At 64.6% G+C, this 23309-nt stretch carries 23 protein-coding genes; 15 read left to right on the top strand and 8 right to left on the bottom strand.

Features of this window, described 5'->3' with window-relative positions; all coding sequences use genetic code 11:
* Positions 1–3 precede the first annotated feature (3 nt).
* Positions 4–696 (bottom strand): DNA-3-methyladenine glycosylase, encoded by a 693-nt coding sequence (locus tag ACODS9_RS13965; RefSeq protein ID WP_401109755.1) that lies wholly within the window; start codon positions 694–696, stop codon positions 4–6.
* A gap of 297 nt (positions 697–993) precedes the next feature.
* Here ACODS9_RS13965 and ACODS9_RS13960 point away from each other — a divergent pair, with 297 nt between their 5' ends.
* The 13 genes from ACODS9_RS13960 to ACODS9_RS13900 all read left to right on the top strand — a co-directional run bounded on the left by ACODS9_RS13960 (position 994) and on the right by ACODS9_RS13900 (position 13437).
* Positions 994–2265 carry a glutamate-5-semialdehyde dehydrogenase gene (locus tag ACODS9_RS13960; protein WP_401109757.1) on the top strand — a complete coding sequence of 424 codons (1272 nt, stop codon included), beginning with the start codon at positions 994–996 and terminating at the stop codon, positions 2263–2265.
* Positions 2234–2926: a nicotinate-nucleotide adenylyltransferase gene (gene nadD, locus ACODS9_RS13955; RefSeq protein WP_489094077.1), complete on the top strand. Its 693-nt coding sequence runs from the start codon at positions 2234–2236 to the stop codon at positions 2924–2926. The genes ACODS9_RS13960 and nadD overlap by 32 nt, the downstream gene beginning before the upstream one ends.
* 44 nt (positions 2927–2970) lie before the next feature.
* Positions 2971–3399 carry a ribosome silencing factor gene (gene rsfS / locus ACODS9_RS13950; protein ID WP_031315360.1) on the top strand — a complete coding sequence of 143 codons (429 nt, stop codon included), beginning with the start codon at positions 2971–2973 and terminating at the stop codon, positions 3397–3399.
* Positions 3400–3408: 9 nt separating this feature from the next.
* Positions 3409–3876 carry a 23S rRNA (pseudouridine(1915)-N(3))-methyltransferase RlmH gene (gene rlmH / locus ACODS9_RS13945; RefSeq protein ID WP_023631106.1) on the top strand — a complete coding sequence of 156 codons (468 nt, stop codon included), beginning with the start codon at positions 3409–3411 and terminating at the stop codon, positions 3874–3876.
* Positions 3877–3893: 17 nt separating this feature from the next.
* A complete protein-coding gene (mrdA, locus tag ACODS9_RS13940) occupies positions 3894–5792 on the top strand; it encodes a penicillin-binding protein 2 (RefSeq protein ID WP_046857281.1) in 1899 nt (632 codons plus the stop codon).
* 38 nt (positions 5793–5830) lie between these two features.
* Positions 5831–6934 (top strand): rod shape-determining protein RodA, encoded by a 1104-nt coding sequence (gene rodA, locus ACODS9_RS13935; RefSeq protein WP_046857913.1) that lies wholly within the window; start codon positions 5831–5833, stop codon positions 6932–6934.
* 17 nt (positions 6935–6951) lie between these two features.
* Positions 6952–7962: a lytic murein transglycosylase B gene (mltB, locus tag ACODS9_RS13930; protein WP_031315361.1), complete on the top strand. Its 1011-nt coding sequence runs from the start codon at positions 6952–6954 to the stop codon at positions 7960–7962.
* Positions 7963–8961 carry a septal ring lytic transglycosylase RlpA family protein gene (locus ACODS9_RS13925; RefSeq protein WP_367857234.1) on the top strand — a complete coding sequence of 333 codons (999 nt, stop codon included), beginning with the start codon at positions 7963–7965 and terminating at the stop codon, positions 8959–8961.
* Positions 8962–9226: 265 nt separating this feature from the next.
* Positions 9227–10387 (top strand): D-alanyl-D-alanine carboxypeptidase family protein, encoded by a 1161-nt coding sequence (locus tag ACODS9_RS13920; protein ID WP_046857279.1) that lies wholly within the window; start codon positions 9227–9229, stop codon positions 10385–10387.
* 70 nt (positions 10388–10457) lie between these two features.
* On the top strand, positions 10458–10733 hold the full coding sequence (locus ACODS9_RS13915) for a DUF493 domain-containing protein (protein WP_023630272.1): 276 nt from the start codon (positions 10458–10460) through the stop codon (positions 10731–10733).
* Positions 10733–11380, top strand: a complete 648-nt coding sequence (gene lipB / locus ACODS9_RS13910) for a lipoyl(octanoyl) transferase LipB (RefSeq protein ID WP_110703220.1) — start codon at positions 10733–10735, stop codon at positions 11378–11380. Before ACODS9_RS13915 ends, lipB begins: the two co-directional genes overlap by 1 nt.
* Positions 11381–11382: 2 nt before the next feature.
* The gene (lipA, locus tag ACODS9_RS13905; protein ID WP_046857277.1) at positions 11383–12399 is read left to right on the top strand and encodes a lipoyl synthase; all 1017 of its coding nucleotides are present in this window, start codon (positions 11383–11385) and stop codon (positions 12397–12399) included.
* 99 nt (positions 12400–12498) lie between these two features.
* Positions 12499–13437: a S66 peptidase family protein gene (locus tag ACODS9_RS13900; RefSeq protein WP_489094076.1), complete on the top strand. Its 939-nt coding sequence runs from the start codon at positions 12499–12501 to the stop codon at positions 13435–13437.
* 34 nt (positions 13438–13471) lie between these two features.
* Here ACODS9_RS13900 and ACODS9_RS13895 read toward each other — a convergent pair whose 3' ends face one another.
* The 5 genes from ACODS9_RS13895 to leuS all read right to left on the bottom strand — a co-directional run bounded on the left by ACODS9_RS13895 (position 13472) and on the right by leuS (position 19453).
* The gene (locus tag ACODS9_RS13895) at positions 13472–14785 is read right to left on the bottom strand and encodes a lytic murein transglycosylase (protein ID WP_489094075.1); all 1314 of its coding nucleotides are present in this window, start codon (positions 14783–14785) and stop codon (positions 13472–13474) included.
* A gap of 62 nt (positions 14786–14847) precedes the next feature.
* A complete protein-coding gene (arfA, locus tag ACODS9_RS13890) occupies positions 14848–15012 on the bottom strand; it encodes an alternative ribosome rescue factor ArfA (protein ID WP_023630277.1) in 165 nt (54 codons plus the stop codon).
* Positions 15013–15103: 91 nt separating this feature from the next.
* A complete protein-coding gene (gene holA / locus ACODS9_RS13885; protein WP_489094074.1) occupies positions 15104–16141 on the bottom strand; it encodes a DNA polymerase III subunit delta in 1038 nt (345 codons plus the stop codon).
* 37 nt (positions 16142–16178) lie between these two features.
* Positions 16179–16784, bottom strand: coding sequence for an LPS-assembly lipoprotein LptE (locus tag ACODS9_RS13880; RefSeq protein ID WP_401109771.1), 606 nt, complete (start codon positions 16782–16784; stop codon positions 16179–16181).
* Positions 16785–16846: 62 nt separating this feature from the next.
* Positions 16847–19453 (bottom strand): leucine--tRNA ligase, encoded by a 2607-nt coding sequence (gene leuS / locus ACODS9_RS13875; RefSeq protein WP_489094073.1) that lies wholly within the window; start codon positions 19451–19453, stop codon positions 16847–16849.
* Positions 19454–19690: 237 nt separating this feature from the next.
* Here leuS and ACODS9_RS13870 point away from each other — a divergent pair, with 237 nt between their 5' ends.
* Together ACODS9_RS13870 and ACODS9_RS13865 are read left to right on the top strand one after the other, a co-directional pair.
* Positions 19691–20005 (top strand): hypothetical protein, encoded by a 315-nt coding sequence (locus ACODS9_RS13870; protein ID WP_401109777.1) that lies wholly within the window; start codon positions 19691–19693, stop codon positions 20003–20005.
* A 123-nt stretch (positions 20006–20128) separates the two neighbouring features.
* On the top strand, positions 20129–20890 hold the full coding sequence (locus tag ACODS9_RS13865; RefSeq protein WP_489094072.1) for a YdcF family protein: 762 nt from the start codon (positions 20129–20131) through the stop codon (positions 20888–20890).
* Positions 20891–20922: 32 nt separating this feature from the next.
* Here ACODS9_RS13865 and lnt read toward each other — a convergent pair whose 3' ends face one another.
* Both lnt and ACODS9_RS13855 read right to left on the bottom strand, forming a co-directional pair.
* On the bottom strand, positions 20923–22440 hold the full coding sequence (lnt, locus tag ACODS9_RS13860) for an apolipoprotein N-acyltransferase (protein WP_489094071.1): 1518 nt from the start codon (positions 22438–22440) through the stop codon (positions 20923–20925).
* A gap of 8 nt (positions 22441–22448) precedes the next feature.
* Positions 22449–23288, bottom strand: a complete 840-nt coding sequence (locus tag ACODS9_RS13855) for a CorC family transporter (RefSeq protein WP_023630352.1) — start codon at positions 23286–23288, stop codon at positions 22449–22451.
* Between the last annotated feature and the right edge of the window lie 21 nt (positions 23289–23309).

Here is a 23309-nt window from a genome sequence, read left to right as displayed (position 1 = left end):
GGTTCAGTTTCCTTGTTCAAGCATGAAGAAGTCTTGCCCTTCGACCTGGCCGCGTCGCAGCGGGTTTCGGGTGCAGTGGCGGGCGTAATCGGCATCGACGAAGCGGTAAGGCAAATGTTCGTCGCGGCCATGGGGTATGCCCAGGCGGGTGGTCTGGATCACCCGGGGTACCGCGATGCCGCAATCCTCGACGTACAGGCGCTCGGGGTCGAAACGCCGGGCATCCCAGTGCGGCACCTTCAGGCCCATGGCCCGGCACAGTAGGGTCTGGCCGTTGCACAGGCGTTCGGGCGGGCGCAGGTTGCCGCTGGCGTCGGGGTTGTTCAGTTGCATCCGGGCCAGGCTGTTGGCGTCGGAGATGGCGTCGATCCAGGGATAGGCGGACTTGATCAGCACCGCGTTGCCCGGGCCCTGGGCGCTGAAGTTCAGTGAGTCGCCGCCGCGGGCGTAGTACATGTAGATATGCCCGCCATCGAGGAACAGCGCCTTGCGCTTCTCGGTGAAGCCCAGGGACGCATGGCTGCCCTTGTCGGTGAGGTAGTAGGCCTCGGTTTCGATGATGCGCGCCGCCAGCCAGAGGTCGCCATGGCGGTGACGGATGACCTTGCCCAGCAGGTCGCGGGCGAGGGTCTGCGCATCGCGATCGAAGAAACTGTCGGGCAGGGCGCGGGCCGGGCAGGGGGCTGGGGCGGACATACGGGCGGTTCGTGGCTGTGAAGGCGGGGATGATAGCAATGAATGGCTTAATCGAGGCTGAATCAGATTGACCCCATCACGGGGCACGCCCGCTCCCGCGTTAAAGCCTGGACGGCGCGCCGGGCGTGGCAGCGGGCGTGCCCCGCGATCATGGCGATGTAATTTTCGATACGGGTGGTTACATCTTTCCTACGTATCGGCGGCAACCATTTTCTACCATCCGCCACCCGCTGCTGGGCGTACCCGAGCGCTCCAGTTATAATCAGCCGATTTCCCCTTTGCCAAGACACCGAACCCATGACCGAGTCCGTTCTTGACTACATGACCCGCCTGGGTCGCGCCGCCCGTGAGGCCTCGCGGGTGATCGGCCGTGCCAGCACCGCGCAGAAGAACCGCGCCCTGCAGGCCGCCGCCGACGCTCTCGACGCGGCCCGCGACGCGCTCACCGCAGCCAACGAACAGGACCTGGCCAATGGCCGCAAGAACGGCCTGGAACCCGCGCTGCTCGAGCGCCTGGCGCTGACCCCGGCGCGCATCGACGGCATGATCACCGGCCTGCGCCAGGTGGCCAGCCTGCCGGACCCGGTCGGCGCCATCCGCGACATGAGCTACCGCCCGTCGGGGATCCAGGTCGGCAAGATGCGCGTGCCGCTGGGGGTGATCGGCATCATCTACGAGTCGCGCCCCAACGTGACCATCGACGCCGCCAGCCTGTGCCTGAAGTCGGGCAACGCCACCATCCTGCGCGGCGGCTCCGAAGCCATCCATTCCAACCGTGCCATCGCCACCTGCATCCAGCGGGGCCTGGCCGAGGCCGGCCTGCCGCCGGCAGTGGTGCAGGTGGTCGAGACCACCGACCGCGAAGCCGTGGGCGCGCTGATCAGCATGCCGGAATTCGTCGATGTCATCGTGCCCCGTGGCGGCCGCGGCCTGATCGAACGCATCAGCCGCGATGCCCGGGTACCGGTGATCAAGCACCTGGACGGTATTTGCCATATCTTCGTAGATGCCCACGCCGACCTGGACAAGGCCTGGCGCGTTGCCTTCAACGCCAAGACCTACCGTTACGGTATCTGCGGCGCCATGGAGACGCTGCTGGTGGACCAGTCGGTGGCCGAGCGCTTCCTGCCGGAAATGGCCCGCCGTTTCCAGGACAAGGGCGTCGAACTGCGCGGTTGCGAGCGCACCCGGGCGTTCATCGACGCCAAGCCGGCCAGCGAAGACGACTGGCACACCGAATATCTTGACGCGATCCTGTCGATTCGCGTGGTCGACGGCCTGGAGCAGGCCATCGAGCACATCAACCACTATGGCTCGCACCACACCGATTCGATCATCACCGAGCACCAGGGCCAGGCCCGGCGCTTCATGGCCGAGGTCGACTCGGCGTCGGTCATGCTCAACACCCCGACCTGCTTCGCCGACGGCTTCGAATACGGTCTGGGCGCGGAAATCGGTATCTCCACCGACAAGCTGCATGCCCGCGGCCCGGTCGGCCTGGAAGGCCTGACCTGCGAGAAGTACGTGGTGATCGGCGATGGCCAACTGCGCGGCCAGGAGCCGTGCTGAGTTGAGCAACCCTGTCGCAGTCCGGCGCGTCGGCATTCTCGGCGGCACCTTCGACCCGGTGCATATCGGTCACCTGCGCAGTGCGCTGGAAGTGGCCGAATTCATGTGCCTGGACGAACTGCGCCTGCTGCCCAACGCCCGGCCGCCGCACCGCGACACTCCGCTGGTGGCCGCGCAGGACCGCCTGGCCATGGTGCGCGGCGCCGTACAGGGCGTCGAGCGCCTGAGCGTGGATGCCCGCGAGCTGGCCCGCGACAAACCGTCGTACACCATCGACACGCTGGAGTCGATCCGCGGCGAACTGAACGCGCACGACCAGTTGTTCCTGGTGCTGGGCTGGGACGCATTCTGCGGCCTGCCCAGCTGGCATCGCTGGGAAGAGCTGCTGCAACACTGTCACATCCTGGTGCTGCAACGCCCGGATGCCGATGTCGAACCCCCTGACGAGCTGCGCAACCTGCTGGCGGCGCGCTCGGAGAGCGATCCCACCGCCATGTCCGGCCCGGCGGGGCACATTTCGTTCGTCTGGCAGACCCCGCTCGCGGTGTCCGCCACGCAGATCCGACAGCTGCTGGCCAGCGGCAAGTCGGTGCGGTTCCTGGTGCCGGACGCAGTACTGGCCTACATCGAGGCGCACGACCTGTATCGTGCGTCCAACTGACGGCGCCCATGGGCGCCTCAATCAATGAGTTGAACGAGTTTTATATGACCAAGCAGAAAATCAACGGCATCAGCGGCGAAGAACTGGTCGAACTGACCAAGGCCGCGCTGGAAGACGTCAAGGCCCAGGACATCCAGGTCATCGACGTGCGTGAAAAGCACAGCCTGACCGACTACATGATCATCGCCACCGGTACTTCCAACCGCCAGATCAACGCGATGCTGGAAAAGGTCCGTGAAGCGGTCAAGGCCAAGGGCGCACAGCCACTGGGTGAAGAAGGCAAGGGCGACAGCGACTGGGTGCTGCTGGACCTGAACGACGTCATCGTGCACATGATGACCGCCGCCGCCCGCCAGTTCTACGACCTGGAACGCCTGTGGCTGGGCGCCGAGCAGAGCCGCGCCAACGACGGCAAGCACCACAGCCCGGAGCACGCTCACGAGTACTCCGACAAGCTCAAGGACCGGGAATAAGGAAGCGTCGTGCGTCTGCGCCTGATCGCGGTCGGCTCGCGCATGCCCAAGTGGGTCGAGGAAGGCTGGCATGAATATGCCAAGCGCCTGCCCCCGGAGCTTGCGCTGGAGCTGGTGGAAATCCCGCTGAACACCCGCGGCAAGAACGCCGATGTCGCCCGCCTGATCCGTCAGGAGGGCGAGGCGATGCTGAGCAAGGTGCAGCCTGGGGAACGCATCGTCACCCTCGAGGTCCATGGCAAGCCCTGGAGTACCGAGCAACTGGCGGGCGAGCTGGACCGTTGGCGCCTGGATGCGCGTACGGTCAACCTGATGGTGGGCGGCCCGGAAGGGCTGGCGCCGGAAGTCTGCGCACGCAGCGAGCAGCGCTGGTCGTTGTCGCCGCTGACGTTGCCGCACCCGTTGGTAAGGATACTCATCGGCGAGCAGATCTACCGCGCCTGGACCGTGTTGTCCGGGCATCCCTACCACAAATGAACCTGTAAGCCTGTCCGATGCCGCAGCAGATCCGCCTCAAGGACCACGAGAAAGACGCCCGCCTGGTGCGCAACCGCGTCGTCGTGGGCGCCGTGGCGGTGGTGCTGCTCGTCTGCGTATTGATCGCCCGGCTGTATTACCTGCAGGTCATCCAGTACGACTATCACTCGACGCTGTCGGAGAACAACCGGGTGCATGTGCAGCCGATCCCGCCGACACGCGGGCTGATCTTCGACCGCAACGGCGTGGTGGTGGCCGACAACCGCCCCAGCTTCAGCCTGGTGATGACCCGCGAACGCGCTGGCAACGCGGGCAAATGGCAGGATGTGCTGGACGTGATCGTCGAGGTGCTCGAGCTCACCCCTGACGACCGTGCCCTGTTCGAGAAGCGCATGAAGCAGGGGCGCAGGCCGTTCGAGCCGGTGCCGATCCTGTTCGAGCTCAACGAAGAGCAGATCGCCCGCATCGCGGTCAACCAGTTCCGCCTGCCTGGGGTAGAGGTGGCGGCGCAGCTGGTTCGCCACTATCCCCAGGGCGCGCACTTCGCCCATTCGGTGGGCTATGTCGGGCGGATCAACGAGAAGGAACTCAAGACCCTCGACCCGGTGAACTACAGCGGCACCCACCATATCGGCAAGACCGGCATCGAGCGCTTCTACGAAGACGAACTGCATGGCCAGGTGGGCTACGAGGAAGTCGAGACCAACGCTCGGGGCCGGGTGCTGCGGGTGCTAAAACGCACCGATCCGAAGCCGGGCAAGGATATTGTCCTGAGCCTCGACATCAAGCTGCAGGAAGCCGCCGAGCAGGCGTTGGGCGGGCGCCGTGGCGCCATCGTCGCCCTCGACCCGCGCACCGGCGAGGTGCTGGCGATGGTCAGCCAGCCGAGTTTCGACCCCAACCTGTTCGTTACCGGCATCGGTTTCAAGGCCTACGCCGAGCTGCGCGACTCGATCGACCGGCCGCTGTTCAACCGCGTGCTGCGCGGCCTCTACCCGCCGGGCTCGACCATCAAGCCGGCGGTGGCGATCGCCGGGCTCGACAGTGGCGTGGTGACGGCGGGCAGCCGGGTGTTCGACCCGGGTTATTACCAACTGCCCAACTACGATCACAAATACCGCAACTGGAACCGTACCGGCGATGGCTGGGTGGATCTGGATGTGGCGATCATGCGGTCAAACGACACGTATTTCTACGATCTTGCGCACAAAATGGGCATCGATCGGCTGTCCAGCTACATGAACAAGTTCGGTATCGGGCAGAAGGTCGCCCTGGACATGTTCGAGGAATCGCCCGGCTTGATGCCGTCCCGCGAATGGAAGCGCGCCACCCGCCGCCAGGCCTGGTTCCCCGGCGAAACGCTGATTCTCGGTATCGGCCAGGGCTATATGCAGACCACGCCGCTGCAGTTGGCCCAGGCCACCGCGCTGATCGCCAACAAGGGCGTGTGGAACCGCCCGCACCTGGCCAAGACCATCGAAGGCCAGCCACCGGTGGACGAGAACCCTATGGAAAACATCGTACTGCGCGACAAGTCCGACTGGGCCCGGGTCACCCACGGCATGGAGCAGGTGATGCACGGCGCCCGCGGTACCGCCCGCAAGGCCGCCATCGGCTCGCAGTACCGCATCGCCGGCAAGAGCGGTACCGCCCAGGTAGTGGCGATCAAGCAGGGCGAGAAGTACGACCGCAACAAACTCCAGGAACGCCACCGCGACCACGCCCTGTTTGTCGCCTTCGCCCCGGCAGACGACCCCAGGATCGTGGTCTCGGTGATGGTCGAGAACGGTGAGTCCGGCTCCGGTGTCGCTGCCCCCGTGGTACGTCAGGTCATGGATGCCTGGCTGCTTGACGAGAATGGCCGGCTCAAGCCCGAGTTCGCCCCCGCCACAGTCGCCCAGGAATCGGCCCCGTGAAGAACAACTTCGACCGCATGCTCTCCAGCGAGGACGTGATGCGCAGGCGCGCCAGCTTCCTGCAGCGCATCCATATCGACGGCCCCTTGCTGCTTATTCTGCTGACGCTCGCCGCCGGCAGCCTGTTCGTGCTGTATTCGGCCAGCGGCAAGAACTGGGACCTGCTGATGAAGCAGGCCAGTTCGTTCGGCATCGGCCTGGTGTCGATGTTCATCATCGCCCAGCTCGAGCCGCGCTTCATGGCGCGCTGGGTGCCACTGGCGTACCTGGCAGGGGTGTTCCTGCTGGTCGTGGTGGACGTCATGGGCCACAACGCCATGGGCGCCACGCGGTGGATCAACATTCCCGGGGTGATTCGCTTCCAGCCCTCGGAATTCATGAAGATCATCATGCCGGCGACCATCGCCTGGTACCTGTCCAAGCGCACCTTGCCGCCGCACCTCAAACATGTGGCGATCAGCCTGATCCTGATCGGCGTGCCGTTCATCCTCATCGTGCGTCAGCCCGACCTGGGCACGGCGCTGCTGATCCTCGCCTCCGGCGCTTTCGTGCTGTTCATGGGCGGGCTGCGCTGGCGCTGGATCGTCAGCGTGATCGCGGCGGCGGTGCCGGTGGCAGTGGCAATGTGGTTCTTCGTCATGCACGACTACCAGAAGCAGCGCGTGCTGACCTTCCTCGACCCGGAAAGCGACCCGCTGGGCACCGGCTGGAACATCATCCAGTCGAAGGCGGCCATCGGTTCGGGCGGCGTGTTCGGCAAGGGTTGGCTGCTGGGCACCCAGTCGCACCTGGACTTCCTGCCCGAGAGCCACACCGACTTCATCATCGCCGTGCTCGGCGAGGAGTTCGGCCTGGTCGGCATCTGCCTGCTGCTGCTGATCTACATCCTGTTGATCGGTCGCGGGCTGATGATCACCGCCCAGGCCCAGACCCTGTTCGGCAAGCTGCTCGCGGGCAGCCTGACCATGACCTTCTTTGTTTATGTGTTCGTCAATATCGGTATGGTCAGCGGCCTTCTGCCCGTGGTGGGCGTGCCGCTGCCCTTTATCAGCTATGGCGGAACTTCGTTGGTGACGCTGCTGTCAGCGTTTGGCGTTCTGATGTCGATCCATACGCACCGCAAATGGATCGCACAGGTTTGAAAAAGGTGAAGAATTTCATGCAAGCAGTGCGTGGCTGGGCTGCCCGCCTGGCGCCGTGGTTCGGCGCGTTGGGTCTGCTCGGCGCAGTCCAGCAGGCCAATGCCGGTGACTATGACGGTTCGCCGCAAGTGGCCGAGTTCGTTGGCGAGATGACTCGCGACTACGGCTTTGCCGGCGAGCAGCTGATGGGTGTGTTTCGCGAGGTGCAGCGCAAGCAGGCGATCCTCGACGCGATCTCGCGGCCGGCCGAACGGGTCAAGCCGTGGAAGGAATACCGCCCGATGTTCATCACCGATGCGCGCATCGCCCGTGGCGTGGACTTCTGGCGCCAGCATGAGGCCGTGCTGGCCCGCGCCGAGCAGGAATACGGCGTGCCGGCGCAGGTGATTGTCTCGATCATCGGGGTGGAAACCTTCTTCGGACGCAATACCGGCAACTATCGCGTCATCGACGCGCTGTCGACGCTGGGCTTCGATTACCCGCCACGCGCCGAATTCTTCCGCAAGGAGCTGCGTGAATTCCTCTTGCTGGCTCGGGAAGAGCAGCTCGATCCGCTCACGCTCAAGGGCTCCTACGCCGGTGCCATGGGCCTGCCGCAGTTCATGCCAAGCAGCTTCCGCGCCTATGCCGTGGACTTCGACGGCGACGGGCACATCAATATCTGGAACAACCCGGACGATGCCATTGGCAGTGTCGCCAGCTACTTCAAGCGCCACGGCTGGGTGGCCGGGGAGCCTGTGGTCAGCCGCGCCACCGTGCGTGGCGAGCGCGCCGACGAAGGCCTGACCAGCGGCATCGAGCCGGTGAAGACGGTCGCGCAGTTGCGGGCGCTGGGCTGGTCGAGTCATGATGCGCTGCGCGATGATCTGCCGGTCACCGCCTTCCGTCTGGAAGGTGAATACGGCCCTGAGTACTGGATGGGCCTGAAGAATTTCTACGCGATCACTCGCTACAACCGCAGCGTGATGTATGCCATGGCGGTGCATCAGCTTTCGGAACAGCTGGTTCTGGCACGGGGCGTCAAGTAAATGCGCGAACTCTTCACTGTAAATGCCGCAAAACTGCTGACCTGCGTCGCCGTCGGCCTGGTGCTGGCCAGTTGCTCGTCGAGCCGGCCCTCCACCCCGCAGAGCGGCAACACCGTGCGTGCGCAACCGGGCCTGGACATCAACCGTGCCCACAAGGATGGCGCGCCCTGGTGGGACGTGGACGTCAACAAGATCCCCGACGCCACCCCGACCGTGCACACCGGCAACTACAAGGCCAACCCTTACACGGTGCTGGGCAAGACCTACTACCCGATGCAGGACTCGCGCAACTACCGCGCCGAGGGCACCGCGTCGTGGTACGGCACCAAGTTCCATGGCCAGAACACTGCCAACGGCGAGCTCTATGACCTCTACGGCATGAGCGCGGCGCACAAGACCCTGCCGCTGCCGGCCTACGTGCGGGTAACCAACCTGGCTAACGGGCGCAGCGTGATCCTGCGGGTCAACGATCGTGGCCCGTTCTATTCCGACCGTATCATCGACCTGTCCTACGCTGCTGCGAAGAAGCTCGGCTATGCCGAAAGCGGCACCGCGCACGTGCGCGTCGAGGGCATCGACCCGCAGCAATGGTGGGCCCAGCGTGGTCAGCAGCCGCCGATGGTGCTCAAGGAGCCGCAGGTGGCCCAGGCCCAGCCGATCGCCGCCAGCACCGGGCGCGTCGAGCAGTGGACCCCGCCGCCGCAGCAGCACGCGGCGCCGGTGGTGCCCGTGCAGGTGGGCGGCAACAATGTGCCGAACGCCAGCGGCGGCAGCATCCTGCAAGTGGGCGCGTTCGCCAACCCGGACGCCGCCGAATTGCTGCGCTCGAAGCTGAGCACCATGGTCAGCGCGCCGGTATTCATCAGCTCCGTCGTGCGCAACCAGCAGACCCTGCACCGTGTACGCCTGGGACCGATCAGCAGCCAGGGCGAGATCCAGCAGGCACAGGACAGCATTCGCCTGGCCAATCTCGGCCAGGCGAAAGTCGTGACTGACTGAGCGGCATCGCGCAGCGAACCCGCGCCCATGCCAGGTGGTCCGAACGGCGTGGGAGCGGGCATGCCCCGCAATGAATCAGCACACCGACCTGTCGGTTTGTTCATGAATTGCCGGTCGCAGGTATGTACAATGCCGCTTTTGCCCGCAGCGGCATTACGCCGCACTTTTTGGGCCAGGCCACAGGCCATAAAACTAGACTGACGGGGCGCTGGGCAAACGAACTTGCCCACGGAACATCAGACCATTAGCGATTTACGAGAGACGGATGAACATCACCAACCTTGCCAAACGACTTTGCCTGCCTGTTCTGCTGCTGATCACGCCTGCTGCCTTCGCAGCGGAGCAGATGATGCCGGCACCACCGCAACTGGCCGCCAAGTCCTATGTACTCATGGACGCGTCCAGCGGCAACGTGCTGGTCGAGAACAACGGTGACGAGCGCCTGCCGCCAGCCAGCCTGACCAAGCTGATGACCGCCTACATCGCCACCCTGGACATCCGTCGTGGCCAGATTGGCGAGAACGACCCGGTGACCGTCAGCGAGAACGCCTGGCGCACCGGCGGTTCGCGCATGTTCATCAAGGTCGGCAGCCAGGTGACCGTCAGCGACCTGCTGCACGGCATCATCATCCAATCCGGCAACGATGCATCGGTCGCCCTGTCCGAGCACATCGCCGGCAGCGAAGATGCCTTCGCCGACATGATGAACAAGACCGCCACCGACCTGGGCATGGCCAACAGCCACTTCATGAACCCCACCGGCCTGCCGAACCCGGAGCACTACTCCTCGGCCCACGACATGGCCCTGCTGGCGCGCGCGATCATCAACGAAGATCCGGCGCACTACGCCATCTATTCGCAGAAAGAGTTCTTCTGGAACAACATCAAGCAGCCTAACCGCAACCTGCTGCTGTGGCGCGACAAGACCGTCGACGGCCTGAAGACCGGCCACACCGACGAGGCCGGCTACTGCATGGTTGCCTCGGCCGTGCGTGACGGCCAGCGCCTGATCGCCGTGGTGTTCGGTACCAACAGCGAGCAATCGCGGGCCGCCGAGACCCAGAAGCTGCTGACCTACGGTTTCCGCTTCTTCGAAACCCAGACCTTCTACCAGAAGGGCACCGAGCTGACCCAGGCTCCGGTATGGAAAGGCGCGACCAACCAGGTGAAAGCCGGCCTGGCCAACGACCTGACCATGACCATGCCTAAAGGCCAATTGAAACGCCTCCAGGCTTCGATGACCATGAACCCGCAACTGACCGCGCCCATCGCCAAAGGTGACGTGATCGGCAAAGTGGAAGTCAAACTGGATGAGAAAGTGGTTCACAGTGCCGACCTCATCGCCCTGGACGGCGTCGAGGAAGCAGGTTTCTTCGGCCGCATGTGGGACAGCATCCGCCTGTTCTTCTACGGTTTGTTCAACTGATACGTGACTTGCACGCCCCCGTGAACCAGGCGGGGGCGCTGCTGCCACGGCTTACGAGGCCGTTTCCGCCATGAGCGAAGAAGACGTCAAGTCGCACAAGATCGAATTCCCCTGCGAGGATTACCCGATCAAGGTGATCGGTGACACCGTTGTCGGTTTCAAGGACACGGTAATCGAGATTCTCAGCAAGTACGCCAAGGTCGACCTCTCGACGCTGGCCGAACGCCAGAGCAAGGAAGGCAAGTACACCACGGTGCAGCTGCATATCGTTGCCACCGGTGAGGACCAGCTGCACGACATCAACAGCGCCTTGCGTGCTACCGGCATCGTGAAAATGGTGCTGTGATGCCCGCTTGTCTCGGTTTTCGCGATCTTGGCCTGCAGCCCTATGAACCGGTGCTGGAGGCCATGCGTCGCTTTACCGAGCAGCGCGGCCCGGACAGCCTGGACGAAGTCTGGCTGGTCGAGCATCCTCCGGTGTTCACCCAGGGCCAGGCCGGCAAGGCCGAGCACCTGCTGATCCCCGGCGAGATACCGGTGGTGCAGACCGACCGCGGCGGCCAGGTCACCTACCATGGCCCCGGCCAGTTGGTGGCCTACCTGCTGCTGGATGTGCGTCGCCTGAGTATCGGCGTGCGCGAGCTGGTCAGTCGCATCGAGCAGACCCTCATCGACCTGCTCGCCAGTTATGGCGTGCAGGCGGTGGCCAAACCCGACGCCCCGGGCGTCTATGTCGATGGCGCGAAGATCGCGTCCCTTGGCCTTCGAATCCGCAATGGCCGTTCATTCCACGGCCTTGCCCTGAACGTGGACATGGACCTTGCGCCATTCCGCCGAATCAACCCCTGTGGGTATGCGGGGCTGGCCATGACCCAGCTGCGCGACCTGGCAGGTCCGATCGAACTCATTGAGGTCAGGACAAGGCTGCGCGGACAGCTGGTCAAGCACCTCGACTATGCTGAGCAGACGACCCTGACGGGCGGAATCGACTGATTATGACAACTGTGCAAGAAGCCGTGCCGAACCTGATCCCGACGCAAGACGTCACCCCGCGCCCTGCTCCTAAGAAAGTGGAAGCTGGCGTGAAGCTGCGTGGCGCCGACAAAGTGGCACGTATCCCGGTGAAGATCATCCCCACCGAAGAGCTGCCGAAAAAGCCCGACTGGATCCGCGTGCGCATTCCGGTTTCCCCGGAAGTCGACCGCATCAAGCAACTGCTGCGCAAGCACAAGCTGCACAGCGTATGCGAAGAAGCCTCCTGCCCGAACCTGGGTGAGTGCTTCTCTGGTGGTACCGCCACCTTCATGATCATGGGCGACATCTGCACCCGCCGCTGCCCGTTCTGCGACGTCGGTCACGGCCGGCCGAAGCCGCTGGATGTCGACGAGCCGAAGAACCTGGCTGTGGCCATCGCCGACTTGCGCCTGAAGTACGTGGTGATCACTTCGGTGGACCGCGACGACCTGCGTGATGGCGGTGCCCAGCACTTCGCCGACTGCATCCGCGAGATCCGCGCGCTGTCGCCGGGCGTGCAGCTTGAGACCCTGGTGCCGGACTATCGCGGCCGCATGGACGTGGCGCTGGAAATTACCGCGCAGACCCCGCCGGATGTGTTCAACCACAACCTCGAGACAGTGCCGCGCCTGTACAAGGCGGCACGTCCGGGCTCGGACTACGACTGGTCGCTGGACCTGCTGCAGAAGTTCAAGCAGATGGTCCCGCACGTACCGACCAAGTCCGGCCTGATGCTGGGCCTGGGCGAGACCGACGAGGAGGTCATCGAGGTGATGCACCGCATGCGCGAGCACGATATCGACATGCTCACCCTCGGCCAGTACCTGCAGCCGTCGCGCAACCACTTGCCGGTACAGCGCTTCGTGCACCCGGACACCTTCGCCTGGTTCGCCGAGGAAGGTTACAAGATGGGCTTCAAGAACGTCGCCTCCGGTCCTCTGGTACGCTCGTCGTACCATGCCGACCAGCAGGCTCACGAAGCCAAGATCAAGCTCTGAGTCGGGCTTGAGCGGGATATGCCGATGCGCGCCGGAAGGCGGCATCGGCATTTTTTTTGAGCTGCATGTTTCAAGCGACGAGCTGCAAGGAGTGGCGCGATGAATTGCCTGGAGACCGCTGAACCCCTGTTGCCCAAGGCACTGCCTGGCAACGCCCGTTTCGCCATCATCGCCCCGGCTGGCCCGGCGCGGCTGGATACCGACAAGGCTCGCCAATGGTTCGAGAAGCGTGGCCACCAGTGCCGGATCTACCCCGGGGTGCTGCAGGCGGACGGCTACCTGGCGGGCAGCGACGAGCAGCGCCTGCGAGACCTGCATGACGCGTTCCGCGCCCCGGACATCGACGCGATCCTGTGCATGCGCGGGGGCTACGGCAGCATGCGCCTGCTGGACCGAATCGACTTCGACTTGATCCGCCGTCACCCCAAGCCACTGGTGGGCTACAGCGATATCACCGCGTTGCATACGGCGATCAACCGGCATGCGGGGTTGGTGACTTTCCATGGGGCGATGCTCAATGCCGACTTGCTGGGAGCGAAGCTGGAGCCGACCGTGCGCTCATTGTTCGACCAGCTTGGCGGGCAGGTAGTGGCGGGGGACGAGATTGCCCATCCGGCGGATTTTGCGCTGACCGGAATCATTCCCGGAGTGGCCAGTGGCAGGTTGGTTGGCGGCAACCTGTCGGTGCTCGGGGCAACATTGGCGACCTTGGGCGAAGTCGATACCCAGGGCAGCATCCTGTTCATCGAGGACGTCAACGAGCCGCTCTATCGTGTCGACCGCCTGCTGACCCAATTGCGCCTGGCCGGCAAGCTGGAGGGCGTGCGTGGTGTACTGGTGGGGGATTTTGCCGGGATCACGGTCGCGGCCATGACGCCCTTGCTGTTGGATACCTTCGGTCCGCTCGGGGTGCCGGTGCTGGCGGGGTGGCATAGCGGGCATTGCGACCCGAATGTGTGCCTGCCTTTGGGGGCGAGGGTCAGGCTCGAAGCGGGAGAAAAGCGGCTGGTGCTCGAACAGGCCTTGTTCAAGACCTGAAAAAGTTGGGGCCGCTTTGCGGCCCCAGTACTTTCTAGCGACGCAGGCTGTCGAGCAGCTTGTGCGTCGGATAACCATCCGCCGGCCAGCCCTGCGCCTGCTGGGCATTGCGAATGGCCTTGCGGGTATTGGCACCGATGATCCCGTCGGGATTGCCTGCCTCATGGCCACTGGCGTTGAGCAGGGTCTGCAGCTCGATACGTTCGCTGCGGCTCAGCGGCAGGTCTTCTTTCGGCCAGCTGCCGGCAATGAACCCCCAGCCGTAGAAGCGATCCCCCAGCAGGCTCACCGCCAGCGCGTAGGAGGACGAGTTGTTGTACTTGAGGATCGCGCGGAAGTTGTCCAGCACCAGGAACGCCGGCCCACGGGCACCGGCGGGCAGCAGCAGGGCAGCGGACAGCTGGTTGCTGCCAGCGGGCAATGCGGTGCCAGCGGGCAGTTTCACGCCCAGCTGCAACCATTCGCTGACACTCTTGCGCTGGCTGCCATCGGCCAGCCACCAGTCGAAGCCGGAAGGTACCTGTACCTCGAAGCCCCAAGGCTGGCCACGCTTCCAGCCGGAGGCCTGCAGGTAGTGCGCGGTGGAGGCCAGCGCATCGGCGGTGCTGTTCCAGATGTCACGGCGACCATCACCGTCGAAGTCCACCGCGTGGGTGAGGTAAGTGGTCGGGATGAACTGGGTCTGGCCCATGGCGCCGGCCCAGGAGCCGCGCATCGCGTCAGGCTGGATGTCGCCGTTTTGCAGGATCTGCAGGGCGGCGATCAGTTGGTCCTGGGCGAACTGGGGGCGGCGGCCTTCATAGGCCAGGGTGGCCAGCGAACGGATCACCGACTTGCTGCCCTGGAACTGGCCGAAGTTGCTCTCCATGCCCCATACCGAGACCAGCACCTGGCGGTCGACGCCGTAGCGTTGCTCGATGCGTGCCAGCAGCTCGGCATTCTGTTCGAGCAGTTTCTTGCCGTTGCGTACGCGCAGCGGCGACAGGGCGCCGTCCAGGTATTCCCAGACCGGGCGGGTGAACTCCGGTTGGCTGCGGTCAGCCTTGATCACGTCCATGTCCGGGGTGACGCCGAGGAAGGCACGGTCGAACAGACTGGCGCTGATCCCGGCTTGCAGGGCTTGCTCGCGGAAACCGGCCTGCCATTGGGCGAAGGTCTGCAGGGGCTGGATTTCGCTGCTGCTATCGGGCGTGGTGCCGGGCAGCGTAACGACGGGTGCGGGCTGGGCGGGTGCCAGCGGCAGGGCATCGGCGGCGGTGGGTTTCTCGGCGCAGGCGACGAGCAGGATAAAGCTTGTGGCCGCGATCAGCTGGCGGGGTTGCCAGCGGAGAGTGAGACGAGAGGGCATGCACAGATCCAGAATTGCAGGTCAGGTGCCGACCATACCATGCCTGCGCATTTCATGCCTTTTCAGGCGGCCATAAAGCAGGAAGCCTCCCAATCTCTCGATTGGAAGGCTTCGCGGCGGTAGCTGCCTTTGCCTTTTCCTGCCTGTTCCTGGCGGCAGCGGAACAGTGGTTGGGCGATGATCGACTTGGCCTTGTTGGGGCCGTGCTTTTTCGGCTTCTTGCTCATGGTGGATTCCCGGTCTAGTTGGATTGCGGGCGCACTGTAGGCCTGTAGCGCTATGTGAGCCAATTGATTGTGTTTATGGCGGCGGGGCGCTTTATTCGGCGGGCAGCGCCAGGCGCTGTCCGGCCATGAGCAGCGACAGGCGCGCCAGACTGGTCCACGGCGAGCCCTCGGCCTGGCCCTTGATCTGTGCATCGATACGCTGGGCATCCTGCAGAAGCATGGCCCAGCGTTGCGCAGAGAGGCGCTGCAAGGCCTTGCCCACCAGTGGGCGGCGCTTGTCCCACACCGGCGGGCGCGCCTGGCTGAAGGCCTTGTCCAGCGGCACGCCCTGGCTGAACTGCTGCGCGAGGCCGGCCAGCAGGCGCAGTTCGCGGGCAAGGGCCCAGAGAATGACCGGCGGCTCGACACCTTCGCCGCGCAGCCCTTCGAGCATGCGCAGGGCATGGGCCGCTTCGCCATTGAGAATGGCATCGACCAACCCGAACACGTCGAAGCGGGCGCTGTCAGCGACAGCGGCCTGCACGGTCTCGACGGTGATCTGGTTGCCCTCGGCGAGCAACTTGAGCTTCTCGATCTCCTGGGCGGCAGCCAACAGGTTGCCTTCGACCCGGGCGGCGATCAGGTCGATGGCGTCACGCTGGGCCGACAGGCCGGCCTGGGAAAGGCGCTGGTTGATCCATTGCGGTAGTTGCTGGGCGTCCACCGGCCAGATCTGGATGAACTGGCAGTGCGCGCCTTCGATCAAGGCCTTGCCCCACTTGGTTTTCTGCGCGCTGCCATCGAGCTTGGGCAGGCTGATCAGCAGCAGCGTGTCCTCGGCCGGGTTGGCGCAGTATTCCATCAGCGCGGCAGCGCCTTTGTCGCCGGGCTTGCCCGAGGGCAGGCGCAGCTCCAGCAGCCGGCGCTGGGCGAACAACGACAGGCTGGCCCCGGCCAGCAGCAGGTTGCCCCAGTCGAAGTTGGCATCGGCGCTGAACACCTGGCGTTCGTCGTAGCCCTGCTGGCGCGCGGCGCCGCGGATGGCGTCGGCGGCCTCCTGGCACAGCAGCGGGTCATCGCCGCTGACGATGTAGACGGGCGCCAGCTGGCCTTGCAGGTGCTTGTTGAGTTGGGCGGGGGAGAGCTTCATGGCGAAGGGCGGGGCACCTCAGGTGCCCCGTTCAGGCTCAGGGAGCCGGGACTTCCAGCGGCGACTGCTGAGGCGTCTCGTCCTGGATGCGCTGGGCTTCCTTCAGGGCGCGAGCCTCGGCTTCGGCGCGCTCGTTGGCCTTGCGCTGCAGCTCGTCGAGGTGTTCCGGGGTCAGCTGCTGCAGGCGGGCCATCATGCCCTGTACCAGATCACGGCGCATTTCTTCACGGACCTGGTTGGCTTCCTGGCCAGAGCCGTTGATGTTGTTGCCATCGTGAATGTAGTACTTGCGCACCTGCAGTTTGTCTTCGAGCAGGCGTGTGTCGTTCTGGCCTTCCAGTGCGTAGTTGAGCACGATGCTCAGCTCATATTCGGCCGAGCGGCTGCCACCGTCGTAGGTCGCGGCGCGCTGGTTTTCCTGCTCGTTGGTGAGTACCAGCTTGTAGGGTGCACCGGCGGAGACCTTCACGCCGCTGCTTTCCAGGGTGCGGCGCAGCTGCATGACGGTCGGGCCGTACAGGTTGCGGGCGCTGAGGTCAATTTCCTTGATGCTCAGTTCGTTGGTACCGGTGCCGCGCAGCTGGAAACCGCAGGCGCTGAGCAGCACAGCCAGGCCCATTACCAGCAGATTGCGTTTGATCATGTGTGTTGCTCCCTCGTGGACCGATTACGCCCGCCTGCAGGGTATGCAGGCGGGCGTTGCCATCAGTTGGCGACGATGTTGACCAGTTTGCCCGGAACGACGATGACCTTGCGGATGGTCAGGCCGTCGGTGAAGCGCAGGACGTTCTCGTTGTTGCGGGCAGCGGCCTCGACTTCCTCGCGGCTGGCGGCGGCTGGCATCTCCACCTGGCCACGCAGCTTGCCGTTGACCTGAACCACCAGGGTCACGGTGTCCTGCACCAGTGCGCTCTCGTCGACCGTCGGCCAAGCCGCGTCGATCGCCGCCTGGTCGTGGCCCAGCGCTTTCCACAGCTCATGGGAGATGTGTGGAGTAATCGGTGCCAGCAGCAGGGTCACGGCCTCGAGGCCCTCCTGCAGCAGGGCGCGGTCCTGGGCGGTGGCCTGTGGCGCCTTCTCCAGCACGTTCATCACGGTCATCACCTGGGCAATGGCGGTGTTGAACTTGTGGTATTGGCCCACGTCGGTGCTGGCCTGCTTGATCGCAGCATGGATGGCACGGCGGATGACCTTCTGCTCGTCGCTCAGGGCGGTGATGTCCAGCGTGCCCGGCAGGCCCTGGGCCACGTGGGCCTGGGCCAGGCGCCAGACGCGGCGCAGGAAGCGGCTGGCGCCTTCGACGCCGGAGTCGGACCATTCCAGGCTCATGTCGGGCGGCGAGGCGAACATCATGAACAGGCGGCAGGTATCGGCGCCGTACTGCTCGATCATCGACTGCGGGTCGACGCCGTTGTTCTTCGACTTCGACATCTTCTCGGTGCCGCCGATTTCCACCGGCAGGCCGTCGGTCTTCAGGCGAGCGCCGATGATCTTGGCCTTGGCATCACGCTCGATCTCGACGTCGGCCGGGTTGAACCAGTCCTTGCCGCCGTTGCTGGCGACGCGGTAGTAGGTTTCGGCGACGACCATGCCCTGAGTCAGCAGGTTCTTGAACGGCTCGTTGGAGGTGACCAGGCCTTCGTCACGCATCAGCTTGTGGAAGAAGCGCGCATACAGCAGGTGCAGGATGGCGTGCTCGATACCGCCGATGTATTGGTCTACCGGCAGCCAGTGGTTGGCGGCTTTCGGATCGACCAGGCCCTTGTCGTAATTCGGCGAGGCGTAGCGGGCGAAGTACCAGGACGACTCGACGAAGGTATCCATGGTGTCGGTTTCGCGCTTGGCCGCGGTGCCGCATTTCGGGCAAGTGCACTCGTAGAACTCGGGCATGCGCGCCAGGGGCGAACCGGCACCGTCCGGTACCACGTTTTCTGGCAGGGTGACCGGCAGTTGGTCTTCCGGCACCGGCACGTCGCCGCAGGACGGGCAGTGGATGATCGGGATCGGGCAACCCCAGTAGCGCTGGCGGCTGATGCCCCAGTCACGCAGGCGGAACTGGGTACGCGACTTGCCGAGGTCCTTGCGGATCAGCGCGGCCTCGATGGCGTCGAAGGCGCCCTGGAAGTCCAGGCCGTCGAACTCGCCGGAGTTGATCAGTTGGCCGTGTTCGCCGTAGGCGGCCAGCCACTCGCTGCCGACTTCGTCGCCGACGCTGGTGCGCACCACCGCCTTGACCGGCAGGTTGTACTTGTGGGCGAATTCGAAGTCGCGCTCGTCGTGCGCCGGCACGGCCATGACCGCGCCATCGCCGTAGTGCATCAGCACGTAGTTGGCGACCCATACCGGCAGCTTCTCGCCGGTCAGCGGGTGCTCGACGAACAGGGAAGTGGCCATGCCCTTCTTCTCCTGCGTGGCCATGTCGGCCTCGGCGACGCTGCCGCTCTTGCACTCGTCGATGAACGCCTGCAGCGCCGGGTTGCCCTGGGCGGCCTGGGTTGCCAGCGGGTGTTCGGCGGCGACGGCCACGTAGGTGGCGCCCATCAGGGTGTCCGGACGGGTGGTGAAGACTTTCAGGGTGCCCGCATGACCGATGCTCGCCTGGTCATAGGGGAACTGCACTTCCATGCCGCGGGACTTGCCGATCCAGTTGCGCTGCATGGTCTTGACCTGCTCGGGCCAGCCCGGCAGCTCGTCGAGGCTTTCCAGCAGCTCGTCGGCGTAGTCGGTGATGCGGAAGTAGTACATCGGGATTTCGCGCTTCTCGATCAGCGCGCCGGAGCGCCAGCCGCGGCCGTCGATGACCTGCTCGTTGGCCAGTACGGTCTGGTCCGCCGGGTCCCAGTTCACGGTGCCGTTCTTGCGGTAGATGATGCCTTTTTCGAACAGGCGGGTGAACAGCCACTGCTCCCAGCGGTAGTAGTCCGGCTTGCAGGTGGTGACTTCACGCGACCAGTCGATGGCCAGGCCCAGGCTCTTGAGCTGGGTCTTCATGTAGTCGATGTTCTCGTAGGTCCACTTGGCCGGGGCGACGTTGTTCTTCATCGCGGCGTTTTCCGCCGGCATGCCGAAGGCGTCCCAGCCCATCGGTTGCAGGACGTTCTTGCCCAGCATGCGCTGGTAGCGGGCGATCACGTCACCGATGGTGTAGTTGCGCACGTGGCCCATGTGTAGCTTGCCGCTCGGGTACGGGAACATCGATAGGCAATAGTAGGTGTCTTTGCCTGGCTGTTCGGTGACAGCGAACGATTGTTGCTCGTCCCAGGCATTCTGGGCGGCGGCTTCTACATCACGGGGCGTGTATTGTTCGTGCATGGCTACTTTGTATTGAGAGATAAGAGACATGTTCCAGGCAGCTCGACCTCGCTGCGTCCGGCACTCCGGGATCTGCAAGAGTGAACGCCGTAGCATACATGAGCGCCGCGCATCGTGGGAAACCCTGATTGCATCGCCCGCCGCGCGGGCCGTTGGTCGCGGCGCCCGGCCGCTTTTACGAGTGACGCTAAGCTCATCTGTGGGGGGAGATATTCTTACCTTCAATGAGGTGAACGGATGGGAGAGTCGCAACTAACCACAAGCAAACCGGAGCTTTACGAGCGCTTGATCGACCGTTTGGGCCTGGCACTGGAAGTGGCCAGAACCTCCGTGCGATTGCGCGACGAGATGCCTGCCGAACTGGAGTTGCGTGGCCTGAGCCATGCCGAGTTCGAGGTGATCAAAGCCTACCTGGAATCCCTCCCGGAAGGCCGATTTGCCAGTGCCGGTGCCTACCCGCAACCGGAGCCGTCCTCGGCCAGGATCGTCTGGCTCAAGGACCGCAGGCGCCCCGGCGCCCCAGCCAGCTCCAGGACATTGCCGTCCCGATAGCCGTTCAGGGTTGCAGGCGCGGCGACGCGCCGGTTTTCACAATGCACGCATCGATCGGCGCCGGTTGCCCTTGAGGCCCGGCGCCGATCCTCTTAGGCTGCACGCCTTCCATGGAGGTGTGTGATGCCGCTGCGCTTTTTCATCAAACAATGGTTGATGCCGCCCGGCGTCCTGTTCCTGTTGCTGCTGGCCGCCTGGTGGTGGCGCCGTCGCCGTCCGCGCCTGGCCGCGGCCTGTTTCACCCTGGGGCTGGGTGGCTTGTGGCTGATGAGCTTGCCACTGACGGTCGAGCAAGTTGCCCGAACCCTTGAAACAGAACCTGCGTTGGCGCTCGAGGGGTGGGCAGGCCTGGCGTCCAGGGCCGACGCCATCGTGGTCCTCGGCGCCGGGCGGGAGCGCGGCGATCCGGCCTGGGGTGGCCTTGATCAGCCAACCTACGTCGCCCTCGAGCGCATGCGCTACGCCGCTCAACTGGCCAAGGCTTCAGGGTTGCCGGTGCTGACCAGCGGTGGCTTGCACTATGGCACGCCGCCCAGTGAGGCCCAGCTGATGGCTGACCGCCTCGAGGCGGACTTTGGCGTAAAGGTTTCCTGGAAAGAGGAAGCCAGCCACACCACCTGGGAAAACGCCGAGTTCAGCGCCAAGGTGTTGCAGCCGCTGGGTATCAAGCGGGTGGTGGTGGTGACGCAGGCCTGGCACATGCAGCGCTCGCGCTGGAGTTTCGAGCGGGCCGGGTTCGAAGTGGTGCCGGCGCCGGTGGGGTTCCTGGGGCGCGATCATGCGCGGCCGTTCGCGGGATTGCTGCCGGAAAACCGGGCAATGTGGCAGAGCGGGCAGTTGCTCAACGAGGCGGCGGGGTTGGTGGGTTATCGCCTGTTCTACTAAGGACTGGGGCCGCTAAGCGGCCCCGGGATACCTCAGACGGTCCGTGCAATACGCCCGGCCAGCAAGGCCCAGCCCAGCAGCAGCACGCAGACGATCGCCAGCGGCCACGAACGCCATTGCAGGTACGGCGTCAGTTGTTGCATCGGCACCACCTCGCCATACAGTACGGCCCGCTGGAACTGCGGGACCTGCGCGGTGATCCTGCCGAACGGGTCGATCAGCGCGGTCACACCGTTGTTGGTGGCGCGGATCATCCAGCGGCCGGCCTCCAGCGCGCGCATCTGGGCCATCTGCAGGTGCTGCAGCGGGCCGATCGAGGTGCCGAACCAGGTGTCGTTGCTGATGGTCAGCAGCAGGTCGCTGCGTGCGGCCAGGCTTGCGGCGAAGTCGGGATAGACCACTTCGTAGCAAATGTACGGGGCGATCTGGTATCCCTTGGCCTGCAGCAGTGACTGATCCTCGGGGCCACGGGCGAAATCCGACATCGGCAAGTTGAAGAACTCGATCAGGCCGCGCAGCATGTCCTGCAATGGCACGTACTCACCAAAGGGCACCAGCTTTTGCTTGAGGTAGGTGCCGTCGCCCTCGCCGGTCACGGTGATGCCGTTGAAGTAGCGGCGCTGGTGGTGGACCATCTGCCGCACCGGCACCCCGGTGATGAGTGCCGAGTGCCTCTCGGCGGCAAAGTTGCCCATCATGTCGATGTAGCCCTGTGCCTGGTCCTTGAGCACCGGCACGGCGGTTTCCGGCCAGACCAGCAGGTCGACGGGTTTCGAGCTGAAGCTCATGTCGCGGTACAGCGCCAGTTGCGCATTGACGTGCGCCGGGTCCCACTTCAGGTCCTGCTCGACGTTGCCTTGCAGGGCCGCGACCTTCAGCGGATCGCCTGCTGGCTTGGTCCAGGCGTGATCCTTCAGGGCCAGGCCGATGATCCATGGTGCCACCAGCAACACGACACCAATGGCCAGGAACGAGCTGCGCTGGCGCAGGCGATGGAGGTTGCACAGCAGGGCGGCGGTGAGCGCCAGGGCGAACGAGATCAGCCACACGCCGCCCAGCGGCGCGAGGCCTGCGAGGGGGCCATCGAGCTGGCTGTAACCTGCGTAGAGCCACGGGAAACCGGTGAGGAACCAGCCTCGGAAAGCCTCTTGCAGCAACCACAGGGCGGCAAAGCACAAGGCGTCGGCCAGCGGCGCCTCGTCGCGGCGCAACCAGCGTGCCCAGAGCCAGGCGGGCAAGGCGAAGAAGAAGGCCAGGCAGGCGAAAAACGCCAGCAGCAGCAGAGTCGCCAGCAGCGGCGAGGCGCCGCCGTAGGTGTTCATGCTGACGTAGATCCACCAGGTTCCGGCACCGTAGAGGCCGAAGCCGAAGCACCAGCCCCGGCCCAGGGCCTGGCGCGGGCTCAGTTCGCGCAGCCCTGCATAGAACAGCGCGAGGGACAGCAGGGCCAACGGCCAGATGTCGAAGGGGGCCAGGGCCAGCAGGGTGGAGGCGCCGGCCGCCATGGCCAGCAGGTTACCGGGCCAGCCGGGGCGGGTGATCCAGCGCATGTTCGTCCTTAACGGTTGATCGGTGTCAGGCGCAGCAAGTGTATCCGGCGGCTGTCGGCATTGAGAATGCGGAAGCGGTAGCCGCCGATCTCGGTGGTTTCGTTACGTTTGGGCAAATGGCCGAACGCACTCATCACCAGGCCGCCGACCGTATCGAACTCGTCATCGGAGAATTCGCTGTCGAAGAACTCGTTGAAGTTCTCGATCGGGGTCAGTGCCTTGACCAGGAAGTCGCCGCTGGGCAGCGGCTTGATGTAGCTGTCTTCCTCGACGTCATGCTCGTCCTCGATATCGCCGACGATCTGCTCAAGCACGTCCTCGATGGTCACCAGCCCCGCCACGCCGCCGTATTCGTCGATGACGATGGCCATGTGGTTGTGGTTGGCGCGGAACTCGCGCAGCAGCACGTTCAGGCGCTTGGACTCGGGCACGAAGGTGGCCGGGCGCAGCAGGTCCTTGATGTTGAAGCTGTCGCCGTTCTCCTTGAGGATCAGCGGCAGCAGGTCCTTGGCGAGCAGGATGCCGAGCACATCGTCGTGGCTCTCGCCAATCACCGGGTAGCGCGAGTGCGCGGCATCGATCACTGCCGGCAGGAACTCGCGGGGCGACTGGTTGGCCTTGATGCTGATCATCTGCGAACGCGGCACCATGATGTCGCGCACCTGCAGGTCAGCGACCTGGATGGCACCTTCGACGATGGTCAGCGCTTCGCTGTCGAGCAGCTTGTTCTGATGGGCTTCGCGCAGCAGCTCGAGGAGCTCCTGGCGGTTTTTCGGCTCATGGGCAAAAGCCTGGGTCAGCTTACCCAACCAGGACTTTTGCCCGTTGCTCGATCGGTCTTCGCTCATGGCGGTTACTCGTGATCCTTG

The sequence above is a fragment of the Pseudomonas sp. FG36 genome, assembly GCF_057809275.1.
The sequence above is the reverse complement of the archived record's forward strand: the minus strand, read 5'-3'. Positions and strand labels throughout refer to the sequence as shown.